Here is a 15841-nt window from a genome sequence, read left to right as displayed (position 1 = left end):
ACTTCCTGGATAGAATCCGGAAACTACTCTTTAAGTGGATGAATCGGAGAAGCCAAAGGAAGTCTTTCAGCTGGGAGAAATTTAAATTATTCCTTGAAAAGTACCCTTTGCCTAAACCGAGGATAAAAGTGAATATCTATAAACTAAGAGATGACATTGGTTATAGTCTGTGAAGGATGATAGGAAGAGCCGTGTGCGGTAATACTGCACGCACGGTTCTGTGAGGAGTGAGGAGCACTGCAGGGAAAACTGAATGTGCTCCCGCTTACTCGACCGGGATTGCAGCGGAAATGTTGAGACCCCACAGCGCGCAGCGCGAGGAGGCTCAACTTCGCCCCGCGGAAAGCGAAGTGCCTGGAGTGCAGATCAACAGCCCCATAATTACTGAAAACCTTCCTGCGAACTTAATTCTTTCTTGCCATTAAATGCCCGCAATCCGTGAAGCTTTTTCTGTATTAGCGAAATGCAATTTCACAAAGTTAGGCAGAACATGCTTTCCTTTAGCCTTGATCAGCCGTGCCGCAGCTTTATCCACCTGAGCCCCGGCCCCTTTTGGCAGGGTAAATCCGGCTTCTTCACTGAGCTTGTCGAAATACCGCAGGAAGGCGTAGCGGGCCAGAATGGAGGCGGCGGCGACCGAGAGGTGGATGCCTTCAGCCTTTGTGCTGAAAAAGACATTTTCCCTTTGTACCACAGACTGTCCTTGAAGATGTCTATAATAGACATCTTCTTTTGCAAACTGGTCAATCAGGATGGCTTCAGGCTTTTCTGGTGCCATTTTTTTCAGCACATTGCCGATCGCCTGGTTGTGAAGCAGCGCTTTGATCTTCCCCTGGGACATGCCTGACTGCTGAAGCTGGTTGTATTTGCTGTTTTTAAGCGTCAGCAGGCTGTACGGAACAACCTCTTTTATTTCCTTGGCAATCCTGATGATCTGGTCGTCTTTCAGATGTTTTGAATCTTTTACGCCAAGTTCCTTAAGCAGCGGGAGGCTTTCTTTTTTTGCATAAGCCGCAACAACAGTGATTGGCCCGAAATAATCGCCTGTTCCGACCTCATCGGATCCGATGACAGAAAGGCTTTCAAAAGAAGGCGGAAGGCGGGAGCCTTGGGGGCTTTTGGGTGATGCCGCCTTTTTTTCGGCAGGGCTTCCCCATTTTGCCGCTTCTGATGCAGAGCCGGCCCCTTGGAAAAGCACCTTCCCGGATTTATATGCAGTTATGCTGCAGTTTGCCGTTTTGGCGGCAAAAATGCCTCCCTGTGGTGTTTTTCCGGTCAGGTTCGGCTTATAGTAAGCTTTCATTTCCTCGATTTCCGAAGGATGTTTCTGAAGTACAACATGGCTCATATCTACCACTCCTAGAAAAGAAATATATATGTATAAACAAAACTTTACAGGCCAAAATGGAATCCGCCAATCAACTCCAGCATCAGTCTACATTTAAACGATCCATAAAAAACAGCAGCATTCCCCTTGATGCGGCTTAATTTGACAGGCTTTGACTTCCCACTCTTTTACGTTCATGTTATCATATAGATTAGGATTTGGAAGGAATGGGGGCATTAGCGTTGTCAGATACGCAGAAAAACCGCACAAGTGTTGATATTTATGGACAGCAGTATGTCATCGTCGGCCAGGAAAGCTCAGGTCATATCCGGCTTGTCGCTTCGATGGTTGATGAAAAGATGCGCGAAATAAGCTCCATGAATCCTTCACTTGACAGCAGCAAGCTTGCCGTCCTGACGGCAGTCAATGCCGTAAATGATTATATTAAGATATTAGACCGCCTTGAACGGCTTGAAGATGAATTAAAAAGAGTAAAGGACTGAACAGGGTCATGTTGGATCTCGCCATTTTGATATTACTGGTTTTTGGATTTTTTATGGGATTAAAAAGGGGTTTTATCCTTCAGCTCATCCATTTAGCAGGCTTCATCGTTGCTTTTATTGCAGCAAATATGTACTATGATGACCTCGCTCCAAAGCTGAACCTCTGGGTGCCCTACCCGAATTTTGGAAGCGATTCTTCCCTTCAGCTGTTTTTCGACAATGCCAATATGGAGGATGCCTATTATCGCGCCATAGCTTTTGTCGTGATTTTTTTTGCTGTGAGGATCATTCTGCAGATCATCGGCAGCATGCTGGATTTTGTATCTTCACTGCCTGTGCTGAAGCAGCTCAATGTTTGGGCAGGCGGACTGCTCGGTTTTGCTGAAGTCTATCTTATCATTTTTATCCTGTTATACATAGGAGCACTGCTCCCTGTGGAAGCAGTCCAGCAGCCGATCGATGATTCAGGCACGGCAAAGTTCATCATAAACCATACACCTGCACTTTCGCAGCAGTTAAAGGAAATGTGGATTGAATATAAGGCTGCATAACTTCTCTTTGAGCAGAGAAGTTTTCTTTTTATAATGCTTTGTCAGCAATGTTTAACCCAGGTTTTTTAAAAAATCGTGATAGAAGATTATGTTTGCTATTATACTTATATGCTCTCCTGGATGGAATGGGAGAATAATCGCTGTTTCAGGGTAAGGATAAGGAGAGAGAATGTTCTAAAGGCAGGTGCAGAAAATGAACCCGAATAAAAAAGATGTGGTAAGACTATTGGAGACAATAGCAGTATATATGGAATTGAAGGGTGAAAATCCGTTCAAGGTCGCAGCCTTCAGGAAGGCTGCAGGAGCCCTGGAAGCAAATGATGACAAGTTTTCAGAAATAAAGGATTTCACCAAGCTCTCCGGTATCGGTAAAGGGACGGCTGCGGTCATCGAGGAATATATCGAAGAAGGAACATCAACCGTGCTGAAGGAGCTGCAGGAGGAAGTGCCTGCAGGCCTTATCCCGCTGCTCCAGCTGCCGGGACTTGGCGGCAAGAAGATAGCGAAGCTCTATAAGGAGCTTGGGGTCGAGGACGCTGCAGACCTTGAGCAGGCATGCAGGGACGGCAGGGTTCAGGCGCTTGCAGGCTTCGGGAAGAAAACAGAGGAAAAGATCCTTGAAGCGCTGGCCAATGCCGGCAAAAGGCCGGACCGTCTCCCGGCTGCCTTTATGCTGCCGATTGCAGAGGATATTGAAGCAAGGCTTGCCGGGATGGAATCAATCATCCGGTTCTCCAGGGCAGGCAGCCTGCGAAGGATGAGGGAAACAGTCAAGGATCTTGATTTTATCATTGCTTCCGATGATCCTTCATCAGTGAAAGAAGCCCTGCTCAGCCTTCCAGGCATTAAGGATGTCATTGCTGCAGGCGACACAAAGGTCTCGCTGACATTTGATCATCAGTATGATGTGTCTGCTGATTTCAGGATCGTATCACAGGATGAATTTGCGACTGCGCTCCATCATTTTACCGGCTCCAAGGACCATAATGTGCGCATGCGCCAGCTGGCAAAGGAACGCGGAGAAAAAATAAGTGAGTATGGTGTTGAGAATGCTGAAACGGGCGAAGTCCTTACTTTTAAGGATGAAGAAGCCTTTTACGCGCATTTCGGCCTTCCTTTCATTCCTCCGGAAATCCGCGAGGACGGCCGTGAGGTAGAAGATTTTAAGGCAGGCATGGAGCTCATTTCCCTGGATGATATAAAGGGAGATCTTCATATGCACTCCACCTGGAGCGATGGTGCCCACACAATTGAAGAAATGGCAGAGGCATGCCGCAAAAGAGGCTATCAATATTTGGCCATCACTGATCATTCCCAGTACCTGAAGGTAGCAAATGGACTGACTCCGGAAAGACTGAGAAAGCAAATGGAAGCAATCAGGAGCTTGAATGAAAAATATGACGATCTCAAAATCCTGACAGGGATCGAGATGGATATCCTTCCGGATGGGACGCTCGATTTTGAAGATGACTTGCTGGCAGAAGTTGATGTGGTCATCGCCTCGATCCATTCCTCCTTCAGCCAGCCTAAGGATAAAATAATGGAACGTCTGAAGACGGCCCTTATGAACGGCCATGTGGATATCATCGCCCACCCGACCGGCAGGCTGATCGGCCGGAGGGAAGGCTATCAGGTGGATATGGAGATGCTGATCGAGCTTGCCAGGGAGACAAATACTGCCCTGGAGCTGAACGCAAACCCCAACCGGCTTGATCTGGCCGCAGAACACCTGAGGAAGGCACAGGAGGCGGGAGTGAAGCTTGTCATCAATACAGATGCGCATAAGCTTGACACTCTCATCCATATGGAAATCGGTGCTGCAGCAGGAAGGAAGGCATGGCTGAGGAAGGAAAATGTGATAAATGCTTACAGCATGGAAGAACTTGTTTCCTTCCTTAAACGGAATGATTGAGTGATCCCTTTGTCGAAGGCGGAGAATCAACAGCCGGACTTAAGGGCTTATATATAGAGAAGGACTAGAAAGAAAAAGGGAGGAATTACTCCATGGATTCACGGGTGCTTAAGGTGCTTGAATTTAATAAAGTCAGGGAGCAGCTGCTTGAGCATGTTTCATCTTCGCTTGGACGGAGCAAAGCAGAAGTGCTCCTTCCTTCTGCTGATTACGAAGAAGTGGTGCGGCTGCAGGAGGAAACAGATGAAGCGGTTAAAGTGCTGCGGATAAAAGGCAATATTCCGCTTGGAGGCATTTTTGATATCCGTCCCCATGTAAAAAGATCAGTGATTGGAGGCATGCTGAGCCCCCAGGAACTGGTGCAGATTGCAAGCACCGTCCATGCAAGCAGACAGCTGAAGCGCTTTGTTGATGATTTTTCAAACGAAGAATCTGAGCTGCCGATACTGACTGAGTATATGGATAGGGTAATCGTGCTGGCTGAGCTTGAAGAGGCCATCCGCATGGCAATCGATGAAAACGGCGAAATGCTGGATAGTGCGAGCGATGCCCTCCGGTCCATCAGAACACAGCTTCGCACAAGGGAGTCACGTGTGCGTGAACGGCTGGAGAGCATGATCCGCTCTTCCAATGCGGCGAAAATGCTGTCAGATGCCATTATCACCATCCGGAATGACCGTTTTGTCATCCCGGTCAAACAGGAATACCGCGGCCATTACGGGGGGATTATCCACGATCAAAGTTCATCAGGGCAGACGCTGTTCATTGAACCGCAGGCAATCGTGCAGCTGAACAACGAGCTGCAGGGCATCAGGGTGAAGGAACAGCAGGAAATAGAGCGCATACTCGTTGAACTTTCCGGACGGACGGCGGCCTATCAGCCTGAGCTCGATACGATCGTCGAGGTCCTGGCCGAGGTTGACTTTATGTTTGCAAAAGGAAGGTACAGCAGGAGGCTTAAAGCATCCAAGCCGGAAGTGAATAATGAGCGAAGGATCAATCTATTCAAGGCAAGGCATCCGCTTTTGCCGATAGATGAAGCGGTGGCTAACGATATTTCCTTAGGCAAGGACTACACAACCATTGTGATTACCGGACCGAATACCGGAGGAAAGACTGTAACGCTTAAGACTGTGGGATTGTGTACGCTGATGGCCCAGGCCGGCCTGCAGATTCCTGCTCTGGATGGCTCAGAGGTGTCTGTATTCGGTGCTGTCTATGCCGATATCGGAGATGAGCAGTCTATTGAACAAAGCTTAAGTACATTTTCTTCACATATGGTCAATATTGTTGATATTTTAGCCAAGGCGGATTTTGAAAGCCTTGTCCTTTTCGATGAGCTTGGAGCCGGGACAGATCCGCAGGAAGGGGCAGCCCTTGCCATTTCCATCCTTGATGAGGTATATAAAAGGGGCAGCCGCGTGATTGCGACGACCCATTATCCTGAACTGAAGGCTTATGGCTATAACAGGGAAGGAGTTATCAATGCCAGTGTCGAATTCGATATTGAGACGCTCAGCCCCACTTATAAGCTCCTGATCGGGGTGCCGGGCCGTAGCAATGCCTTTGAAATCTCCAGGCGCCTTGGCCTCGATAATTCAGTCATCGAATCTGCACGCTCCCATGTAAGCGAGGACAGCAGCCAGATTGAGAACATGATCGCGTCTCTTGAAGACAGCAGGCGCCAGGCGGAAAAAGAGCTGGAAGAGGCTCACGAGCTGCTGCGCGGCGCTGACATGCTCCATAAGGATATGCAAAAGCAGATGATGGAGTATTATGAGCAAAAGGACGAGATGCAGGAAAAGGCTGCTGCCAAAGCCGCTGACATTGTTGAGAAGGCGAAAGCGGAAGCAGAAGAAATCATCCGTGATCTCAGAAAGATGCGCATCGAAAAGCATGCGGAAGTGAAGGAGCATGAGCTGATCGACGCCCGGAAAAAGCTGGAGGATGCTGCACCGAAAGTCAGCAAAAGCAAAAAAGAGGCAAGAAAGTCTGACAAGCATGACTTTGCAGCCGGGGATGAAGTGAAGGTACTGACGTTTGGCCAAAAAGGGCAGCTTCTGGAAAGAGCTTCAGATGATGAGTGGCAGGTCCAGATCGGCATCCTGAAAATGAAGGTAAAAGAACGGGACCTGGAATTTATTAAAAGTCCAAAGCCGAAGGAAACCAAGGCGATGGCCATCGTAAAAGGCAGGGACTCCCATGTAGGCCTTGAACTGGACCTGCGCGGCGAGCGGTATGAGGATGCGCTGATCAGAGTCGAAAAATATATTGATGATGCGCTATTGTCCAATTATCCCCGCGTCTCGATCATTCATGGAAAAGGGACAGGGGCTCTGCGCCAGGGAGTGCAGGAATACTTGAAGAACCACCGGTCTGTAAAGCGGATCCGTTTCGGGGAAGCGGGTGAAGGCGGATCAGGTGTAACCGTGGTGGAGTTCAAATGATGGGGAGAGTCTGAATGAACGGTTTTTGGGAAAATGAGTATATCCAGACAGCGGCATACTATAGCGTCGTCATTTTGTGCATGATTGTGTTTTTGGCCATTTTTGAACTTGTCACTAAATATAAAAACTGGGAAGAAATCAAAAAAGGCAATATTGCTGTAGCCATGGCAACAGGGGGAAAGATATTCGGGATCGCGAACATTTTCAGACATTCCATTTCTCAGCATGATTCACTTTTTACCATGATCGGCTGGGGGGTCTTCGGGTTTTTCCTGTTGCTGACAGGCTACTTCATTTATGAATTCCTGACCCCGAAGTTCAGGATCGATGAAGAAATCGAAAATAATAACAAGGCGGTCGGATTCATATCCATGGTCATTTCAATCGGATTGTCATATGTTATCGGGGCAGGCATCTAACAGGGAGCGGGAGAACTGTGGAAAAATTGGCGAAAATTCTTCTGGTGCTTTGCGGATTATTTATAGTCATCGGAGCCGTGTATATATTTTTCATCGCATAAAGCTGGCCGCCGGCATATGGCGGCAAAAACTGCAGGCAAACCCGCACAGGCGGACGTGCCTGCAGTTTTTTTATTTTTAAAGGCTATGTTAGTGTACCTTGTTGATTTTGGTCTCATGCGTGTGAAACTCTGTTTCACACGCATTTCAGCATATCTGGGTAAAATGAGCCCAGAATTAACGACAATGTTTAACAAAGCCTTTTTAAAAACCAAACAGCAGGTCCTTTGGCTCATACAGATTGTCATGATTATTCCCTTATACTATAATGAATGGGAACAGTTAGAATGTTCTAACAAATCATTTTTGAAGGAGGGAAAAAAATGACAGAAGAAAGGCCTTGGCTTCAAAGCTATCCGGAAGATATCCCCCCGACTTTGACATACACAGACGAACCGGTGCAGCAGTATTTAAAAAGAGCAGCAGAGGAGTTTCCAACCAAAAGCGCCATTCACTTTATGGGCAGGGAATTTACGTTCAAGGAGGTGTATGAGCAGGCACTCAAGCTTGCCTCCTATCTTCAGTGGCTGGGCATCGAAAAAGGGGACAGAGTGGCCATCATGCTCCCCAATACCCCGCAGTCAGTCATCAGCTACTATGGCATCCTGATAGCGGGCGGGGTTGTAGTCCAGACCAATCCGCTCTATATGGAAAGAGAAATTGAGTACCAGATGAAAGACTCCGGGGCAAAAGCCATCATAACACTTGATATTCTGTATCCGCGTGTTTCAAAGGCTGTCCCAAAAACAGAGATCGAGCATATTGTTGTAACCGCTATCAAAGATGCTCTCCCTTTCCCGAAGAATCTTATCTACCCGTATATCCAGAAAAAGCAATATGGCATCGTAGTCAATGTGAAGCATGAAGGAAATAACCATTTGCTGAAGGAAATATTGAAGCGTCCCATCGGCAGCCTGAAGGAGCATAGCTTCGACTATGAAGAAGATATCGCCCTTCTGCAGTATACAGGCGGGACCACAGGATTCCCCAAAGGGGTCATGCTTACCCACAGGAATCTTGTCAGCAACGCTTCCATGTGCCAGGCCTGGCTTTACAAATGCCGCCGCGGGGAAGAAATCGTTCTCGGCCTGCTGCCGTTTTTTCATGTGTACGGCATGACCACTGTTATGATCCTTTCCATTATGCAGGCATATAAGATGGTCCTGCTGCCGAAATTTGATGCCGAGACAACCTTGAAAACCATCCAAAAGCAAAGGCCAACCCTGTTTCCCGGGGCGCCAACCATCTATATAGGGCTTCTCAACCATCCGGATCTTCAGAAATATGACCTGTCATCGATCGATTCCTGCATCAGCGGCTCAGCTCCCCTGCCGGTTGAAGTACAGCAGCGTTTTGAGGAAGTGACGGGAGGAAAGCTTGTTGAAGGCTACGGGCTGACAGAATCTTCGCCGGTCACCCATTCTAACTATCTTTGGGACCGTCCGCGGGTTAAAGGAAGCATTGGTGTGCCCTGGCCTGATACAGATGCTGCGGTGTTCTCAATGGAAAATGGCGAAAAGCTGCCTCCCGGGGAAGTCGGGGAAATAGCAGTAAAGGGCCCTCAAGTCATGAAAGGCTACTGGAACCGTCCGGAGGATACGGCCCAGACTTTAAGGGACGGCTGGCTCCTTACAGGTGATCTTGGGTATATGGACGAATCAGGCTATTTCTATGTTGTGGACCGCAAAAAAGATATGATCATTGCCGGCGGCTTCAATATTTACCCGCGTGAAATAGAAGAAGTCATCTATGAACATCCGGGCGTACAGGAAGTTGTGGCTGCAGGGATCCCTGACCCATACAGGGGGGAAACGGTCAAAGCCTATATAGTCATGAAAGAAGGGCATGAGGCATCCGAAGAAGAATTGAATGAGTTTGCGAGGAAACATCTTGCTGCCTACAAGGTTCCAAGGATTTATGAATTCAGGAGTGAGCTCCCGAAAACAGCCGTCGGAAAAATACTTCGCCGGGCGCTTGTAGAAGAAGAGAAAAAGAAATTGGAAGAAGAACAGAAAAAGCAAGCCTGATCATTTTTAAAATAGCGGATAATAGAGTAAAGTATAAACAAACAGGTTCAGACCCTTCCTGAGGCCGGATCTTCATTCGGACTCTTTATTTTGAAAAATAGAGCTTGTCCGCCTCAGCGCCGATAAGAAAATTATCATGACAAATTCTTGACAACTTTTGCTTGAAATACTATTATAAAAATATGAATGATGATTCATTCATTTTAGCACAAAGGAACAATCTGCATGACAGCATTATCCCTTTCTTTGCGCTTTTTGATAAATGGAACGGGGGAAAAATGTTGAAGAAGAATAAACCTAAATATATGCAAATCATTGAAGCTGCTGTAGTCGTTATAGCAGAAAACGGCTACCACCAGGCACAGGTTTCGAAAATTGCGAGGCAGGCCGGGGTGGCTGATGGGACGATATACTTATATTTTAAGAATAAGGAAGATATCCTGATTTCACTTTTTGAAGAGAAAATGGGATCCTTTGTTGAAAAAATCGAACAGAATATTGCAGGAAATGACTCAGCTACAGAGAAATTATTAATGATGGTTGAAAATCATTTCAAGCTTTTATCTGAGGATCACCATCTGGCCATTGTCACCCAGCTTGAATTAAGGCAGTCCAATAAAGATCTGCGCTTAAAAATCAATGACGTGCTGAAAGGCTATTTGAAGGCGATCGATCAGATCCTTGCATCAGGGATTGAAACCGGGGAGTTTTCACCCTCACTTGATATCAGGCTGGCCAGACAGATGATTTTTGGCACAATTGACGAAACCGTAACAACCTGGGTCATGAATGACCAAAAGTACAGCCTGACGGATCTGGCCCCTGCTGTCCATAAACTGCTTGTGCACGGCTGTTCCAGCCGTTAGGGAAGGCAGACTCTGATATAAGAGTAAACCGACGATTATAGGAGGGTAAACATGGAGTATTTAACTTGGTCGCATCAGGATATGGTTGCCGAGATTGCAATCAGCCGGCCTCCTGCAAACGCGCTTTCTTCCGGCGTGCTTAAAGAGCTTTCCAGTGTATTGGATGAAATTGAAGAAACTGACGAGATCCGGGTGGTCCTCATCCATGGGGAAGGCCGTTTCTTCTCAGCGGGCGCTGACATCAAAGAATTTACAGAGGTAGAGTCCAGCGGCGACTTTTCTAAACTGGGCAAGTTCGGCCAGGATCTGTTCGAAAGGATGGAATCATTTCCAAAGCCGATCATTGCCGCCATTCACGGAGCTGCGCTTGGAGGGGGCCTCGAGCTTGCCATGGGCTGCCATTTCAGGCTTGTTTCCGAAACAGCCAAGCTGGGCCTTCCAGAGCTTCAGCTGGGCCTTGTCCCGGGCTTTGCCGGCACACAGCGGCTGCCGAGGCTGGTAGGATCTGCACGGGCAGCGGAAATGCTGTTCACAAGTGATCCGATCACAGGCATCCAGGCTGTCCAGTACGGCTTGGCCAACCACGCATTCCCGGAAGAAGAGCTGCTGGAGAATGCGTTCAATATGGCAAAGAAAATTGCAAGGAAGAGCCCGGTTGCTTTGAAAGCTGCAATTGAGCTTCTCAGCCATTCCAAGCATGCTGAGTTTTATAACGGGGTGGAAAAAGAAGCTGAACTCTTCGGAAATGTATTCGCCTCTGAAGATGGACAGGAAGGGATCTCTGCTTTCATCGAAAAAAGAGAGCCTGCTTTCAAAGGAAAATAGGTGCTGTTAAAGAGTATTTACCTCAGTTCATGGCTGGGGATTTACTCCGCCTTGAATTTTCCCAATCTTTTAAACTGATATTTTTTTCTAAAATGTAAACGCAAACAATTCTTCAATTCATCTAACCTATCAATTTGGGAGGGAACATAATGAACATTTATGTCTTATTGAAAAGAACCTTTGATACTGAGGAGAAAATTTCCATTTCAGGCGGCCAGATCAATGAGGACGGCGCAGAATTCATCATTAATCCGTACGATGAGTATGCCGTCGAGGAAGCGATCCAGGTGAGGGATGAGCATGGCGGCGAAGTAACGGTCATTTCAGTAGGCACGGAGGAAGCTGAAAAGCAACTCCGCACTGCACTTGCGATGGGAGCTGATAAAGCGGTCCTTATCAATACGGAAGATGATGTGGAAGCAGGAGACCAATTCACAACAGCCAAGATCCTGTCCGAATACCTAAAGGACAAAGAAGCCGATTTGATCCTGGCAGGAAATGTGGCCATTGACGGCGGCTCTGGCCAGGTTGGCCCCCGTGTCGCAGAGCTGCTGGATATCCCTTATATCACTACTATCACGAAACTGGACATCAGCGGTACAACAGCAACGATCGTCCGCGATGTTGAAGGTGATTCTGAAGTGATTGAAACAAGCCTTCCTCTTCTTGCTACAGCTCAGCAGGGCTTGAATGAACCAAGATACCCTTCTCTGCCGGGCATCATGAAGGCAAAGAAAAAGCCGCTTGAGGAGCTTGAGCTGGATGATCTTGACCTCGAAGAAGATGATGTAGAGGCGAAGACAAAGACCATTGAAATATATCTTCCTCCTAAGAAGGAAGCCGGTAAAGTGCTGGAGGGCGACCTTGAAGACCAGGTCAAAGAGCTTGTCAGCCTTCTTCACACTGAAGCGAAAGTCATTTAATTCATTGATACAGAATAAATACTCAGGAGGTACACAAAATGGCTAGAAAAGTATTGGTATTGGGCGAAGTCAGGGACGGATCATTGCGGAATGTATCGTTCGAAGCGATTGCAGCTGCCAAAACTGCATCTGAAGGAGGAGAGGTTGTCGGTGTTCTGATCGGGGATTCAGTCAGCTCATTGGGAGCAGAGCTGATTCAGTACGGTGCAGACAGGGTTGTTACTGTGGAGGACGAAAAGCTGAAGCAATATAGTTCAGACGGCTTTTCACAGGCACTCCTGGCTGTGGTGGATTCGGAAAATCCGGAAGGGATCGTGTTCGGACATACAGCGCTTGGGAAAGACCTGTCGCCGAGGATTGCAGCAAAGCTTGAATCCGGCCTCATCTCTGATGCAGTCAGCGTCGAAGAAAGCGGCGGAAATATTGTATTCACACGCCCGATCTATTCAGGCAAAGCTTTTGAAAAGAAGATCATTACAGACGGGCTGATCTTTGCAACAATCAGGCCTAATAATATCGCACCGCTTGAAAAGGATGAGTCACGCACTGGGGATACAGCTTCACTTTCTGCTGAAATCAAAGACCTGCGCACCATCATTAAAGAAGTGGTAAGAAAAGCTTCTGAAGGGGTGGACCTCTCTGAAGCGAAAGTAATTGTAGCAGGAGGCCGCGGCGTCAAGAGTGAGGACGGCTTCGGGCCGTTGAAGGAGCTTGCAGATCTTCTTGGAGGAGCGGTCGGGGCTTCCCGCGGTGCCTGTGATGCAGAGTACTGTGATTATTCACTTCAGATCGGCCAGACTGGAAAAGTTGTTACCCCTGATCTTTATATCGCATGCGGCATCTCCGGAGCCATCCAGCATTTAGCGGGGATGTCCAATTCAAAGGTGATTGTAGCCATCAATAAAGACCCTGAAGCAAATATCTTCAAAGTGGCAGACTACGGGATCGTCGGAGACTTGTTTGAAGTGCTCCCGCTGCTGACCGAGGAATTCAGGAAAGTCGTTGTAAACGCATAATGAGGGGAGCGGCACGAGCCGCTCTTTCTCTTTTGGCCCCTGGTTTAATTCTGGGTTAAACCATGAATATATCAGTGTTAAAAGGGTATATTACGGACGAAACAGATTATTAGCTTCGTCAGGGAAACGGTGATATACTGTCATTAGAATTCGAGCTGGCGGTTTGATTGGGCAGCCAGGCATAGATATGCTGCCCGGGAAAACTGTATTGTTCAATCTGAATCCAGACGGGACTTCCCGGCAAACTCTATACTTTTTAGGAGGCATATATTATGGCAATTACAAATGCGACTGATCAAACTTTTGCAACAGAAACTGGCTCCGGCCTGGTTCTTGCTGACTTCTGGGCACCATGGTGCGGACCATGCAAAATGATTGCACCTGTGCTTGAAGAGCTTGACAGCGAAATGAGCGACAAAGTGAAAATCGTCAAGATTGATGTTGATGAAAACCAGGAAACAGCAGGCAAGTTCGGTGTCATGAGCATCCCTACACTGCTGGTCCTTAAAGATGGCGAAGTCGTTGACAAAGTTGTCGGCTTCCAGCCAAAAGAAGCTCTTTCCGAACTTCTTTCAAAGCACGCGTAAACATTGAAGATGGCCCCGGTTCTAAGAGCCGGGGTTTTGTTATGTATAATATGTCCTTATGTCTCCTGATGCCGGGCTGGAAGTTTTCATAAAGAAAGAAAATATTGACGCAGTACTGTGGAATTTTTATAATAGTAATCTTGCTCTCCTTTCCTTTATTGCTTTTTTCCTTTTGTTATTTTTATTAAAATGGAAGGGCGGCATCTAAAGAATTGTAACGCAATGCGTGTATATAGATTGATTTTGCAGCGGGGGTGAAAATATGAACGAAACAATCAAGAATAAGCTGATGCTGCTGCCGGACCAGCCTGGCTGCTACCTTATGAAGGACAGGCAGGACACCGTGATTTACGTTGGGAAGGCAAAGGTACTGAAGAACCGTGTCCGCTCTTACTTTACCGGTTCACATGACGGCAAAACGCTCCGCCTGGTAAATGAAATTGAGGATTTCGAATATATTGTCACATCATCAGATATGGAAGCCCTCATTCTTGAAATGAACCTGATCAAAAAATATGACCCTAAATACAATGTCATGCTGAAGGACGACAAAAGCTACCCGTTCATCAAGCTGACAGCTGAACTCCATCCTAGGCTGATCACAACCCGGAATGTCAAAAAAGACAAAGGGAAGTATTTTGGGCCCTATCCGAATGTCCAGGCGGCTAATGAAACGAAGAAGCTGCTCGACCGGATCTATCCGCTGAGGAAGTGTTCAACCCTGCCTGACAGGGTCTGCCTCTACTATCATATGGGCCAGTGCCTGGCGCCCTGCGTCAAGCCGGTCAGCGAAAAGCAGTATAAAGATATTGTCGACGAGATTGCACGGTTTTTGAACGGCGGCTACAAAGACATCAAGAAAGAGCTTACGGTCAAAATGACGGCTGCGGCAGAGGAACTGGATTTTGAAAGGGCGAAGGAACTGAGGGACCAGATTGCCCATATTGAAGCGACGATGGAAAAACAGAAAATGACATCGACTGATTTCACTGACCGCGATGTGTTCGGATTTGCCGTCGATAAAGGCTGGATGTGTGTTCAGGTCTTCTTTATCAGACAGGGGAAGCTGATTGAAAGAGATGTTTCGCTGTTCCCGGTATACGGTGAGCCGGAGGAAGAAATGCTCACCTTCATGGGCCAGTTTTATACAAAGGCCAACCATTTTAAACCGCGGGAAATCCTGGTGCCTGATACTGTCAATGAAGAAATGGCAGAAAAGCTCCTGGAAGTAAAAGTGCTGAAACCGCAGCGCGGCCAAAAGAAAGATCTGGTCAAGCTGGCAGGGAAAAATGCTAAGATCGCTCTGCAGGAGAAATTCTCGCTCATAGAACGGGATGAGGAAAGGACAATCAAGGCTGTCGAAAATCTCGGCTTGCAGCTGGGCATTTATACGCCGCACCGGATTGAAGCTTTTGATAATTCGAATATCCAGGGCACTGACCCGGTTTCCGCCATGATTGTATTCATTGACGGCAAACCGGAAAAGCGTGAATACAGGAAATATAAGATCAAGACAGTCAAGGGCCCGGATGATTATGAATCCATGCGCGAGGCCGTCAGGAGGCGGTACACCAGAGTGCTGAAAGAAGGTCTGCCCATTCCGGATCTTATCATTGTCGACGGCGGGAAAGGCCATATTGAATCCGTAAGGGATGTACTTGAAAATGAGCTCGGGCTTGATATCCCGATATCCGGCCTTGCCAAGGATGAAAAGCACAGGACTTCCCAGCTGCTGTACGGCAATCCGCTGGAGATCATTCCGCTTGAGCGGAACAGCCAGGAGTTTTATCTGCTGCAGCGGATCCAGGATGAGGTCCACCGCTTCGCCATCACCTTCCACCGCCAGCTCCGCGGAAAAAGCGCCTTCCAGTCATTGTTGGATGATATCCCCGGAATTGGCGAGAAGAGGAAGAAACTGCTTTTGAAAACCTTCGGATCTGTAAAAAAAATGAAAGAAGCCGGCTTGGATGAATTTACGGCTATCGGAATTCCGGCTAATGTCGCACAGGAATTGAAAAATAAATTATCTGAATAGCATTGATATAAAAAAAACGCTATGATATAATGATTTCAACTTTATAGCAATATCACTTTATAGCATTAAAGTGAAGGTAGAGGTGCAAACTTCATCAGTAAAAGCTTGGAGAAAGATGAGTTTCTGTGAAAAGCTTTGAAAGGGAATGTTTGCCGAAGAAAAGGAAGTCTCATTTCTTTCTTTTCTGGTCCTGTATTGAATAAATACTGGATTGTCAAGACAGCGCCGTCTTGGAGAGCTATCTCACTGTGTGGGCATATTTTATATGTATTTTAAACACAGCAATGAGATGGTCATTCTCATT

14 protein-coding genes and 1 riboswitch are annotated in these 15841 nt (G+C 47.2%); of the genes, 13 read left to right on the top strand and 1 reads right to left on the bottom strand.

The genetic code is table 11. From position 1 onward, the window contains the following. Positions 1-421: 421 nt before the first annotated feature. A complete protein-coding gene (gene rnhC, locus FZD51_RS25060; protein WP_148977159.1) occupies positions 422-1348 on the bottom strand; it encodes a ribonuclease HIII in 927 nt (308 codons plus the stop codon). A gap of 221 nt (positions 1349-1569) precedes the next feature. On the opposite strand from rnhC, the gene zapA reads away from it, so the two are divergent. From zapA to uvrC, 13 genes are all read left to right on the top strand, one after another. After that, positions 1570-1830 carry a cell division protein ZapA gene (zapA, locus tag FZD51_RS25055; protein WP_022544258.1) on the top strand — a complete coding sequence of 87 codons (261 nt, stop codon included), beginning with the start codon at positions 1570-1572 and terminating at the stop codon, positions 1828-1830. An 8-nt stretch (positions 1831-1838) separates the two neighbouring features. Continuing rightward, positions 1839-2381, top strand: coding sequence for a CvpA family protein (locus tag FZD51_RS25050; protein WP_009796010.1), 543 nt, complete (start codon positions 1839-1841; stop codon positions 2379-2381). 193 nt (positions 2382-2574) lie between these two features. Further along, entirely contained in the window at positions 2575-4293 is a 1719-nt protein-coding gene (gene polX / locus FZD51_RS25045) for a DNA polymerase/3'-5' exonuclease PolX (protein WP_148977158.1), read from the top strand. A gap of 92 nt (positions 4294-4385) precedes the next feature. Continuing rightward, the gene (locus FZD51_RS25040) at positions 4386-6740 is read left to right on the top strand and encodes an endonuclease MutS2 (protein ID WP_148977157.1); all 2355 of its coding nucleotides are present in this window, start codon (positions 4386-4388) and stop codon (positions 6738-6740) included. Between the two features lie 14 nt (positions 6741-6754). After that, positions 6755-7159 carry a DUF350 domain-containing protein gene (locus FZD51_RS25035; RefSeq protein ID WP_148977156.1) on the top strand — a complete coding sequence of 135 codons (405 nt, stop codon included), beginning with the start codon at positions 6755-6757 and terminating at the stop codon, positions 7157-7159. A 117-nt stretch (positions 7160-7276) separates the two neighbouring features. Beyond that, positions 7277-7585, top strand: a complete 309-nt coding sequence (locus FZD51_RS25030) for a hypothetical protein (protein ID WP_148977155.1) — start codon at positions 7277-7279, stop codon at positions 7583-7585. Continuing rightward, positions 7582-9285: a long-chain-fatty-acid--CoA ligase gene (locus FZD51_RS25025; RefSeq protein ID WP_148977154.1), complete on the top strand. Its 1704-nt coding sequence runs from the start codon at positions 7582-7584 to the stop codon at positions 9283-9285. The genes FZD51_RS25030 and FZD51_RS25025 overlap by 4 nt, the downstream gene beginning before the upstream one ends. 281 nt (positions 9286-9566) lie before the next feature. Further along, on the top strand, positions 9567-10151 hold the full coding sequence (locus FZD51_RS25020) for a TetR/AcrR family transcriptional regulator (RefSeq protein ID WP_009796016.1): 585 nt from the start codon (positions 9567-9569) through the stop codon (positions 10149-10151). Positions 10152-10202: 51 nt separating this feature from the next. Next, positions 10203-10976 carry an enoyl-CoA hydratase gene (locus tag FZD51_RS25015; RefSeq protein WP_148977153.1) on the top strand — a complete coding sequence of 258 codons (774 nt, stop codon included), beginning with the start codon at positions 10203-10205 and terminating at the stop codon, positions 10974-10976. A 149-nt stretch (positions 10977-11125) separates the two neighbouring features. Continuing rightward, entirely contained in the window at positions 11126-11899 is a 774-nt protein-coding gene (locus tag FZD51_RS25010) for an electron transfer flavoprotein subunit beta/FixA family protein (protein WP_009796018.1), read from the top strand. Between the two features lie 38 nt (positions 11900-11937). Beyond that, positions 11938-12915 carry an electron transfer flavoprotein subunit alpha/FixB family protein gene (locus FZD51_RS25005; protein ID WP_148977152.1) on the top strand — a complete coding sequence of 326 codons (978 nt, stop codon included), beginning with the start codon at positions 11938-11940 and terminating at the stop codon, positions 12913-12915. A gap of 272 nt (positions 12916-13187) precedes the next feature. Continuing rightward, entirely contained in the window at positions 13188-13502 is a 315-nt protein-coding gene (gene trxA, locus FZD51_RS25000; RefSeq protein ID WP_009796020.1) for a thioredoxin, read from the top strand. A 262-nt stretch (positions 13503-13764) separates the two neighbouring features. Beyond that, complete coding sequence (gene uvrC / locus FZD51_RS24995; RefSeq protein WP_148977151.1) at positions 13765-15537, top strand: excinuclease ABC subunit UvrC; 1773 nt, start codon at positions 13765-13767, stop codon at positions 15535-15537. A 69-nt stretch (positions 15538-15606) separates the two neighbouring features. Beyond that, a riboswitch (Lysine riboswitch) is annotated at positions 15607-15786 on the top strand. The last annotated feature ends 55 nt before the right edge of the window (positions 15787-15841 follow it).

It is taken from the genome of Bacillus infantis, from assembly GCF_008180445.1.
In the GTDB taxonomy this organism is placed as follows: domain Bacteria; phylum Bacillota; class Bacilli; order Bacillales; family Cytobacillaceae; genus Bacillus_AB; species Bacillus_AB infantis_B.
This window is presented reverse-complemented; position numbering and strand designations above follow the sequence as displayed.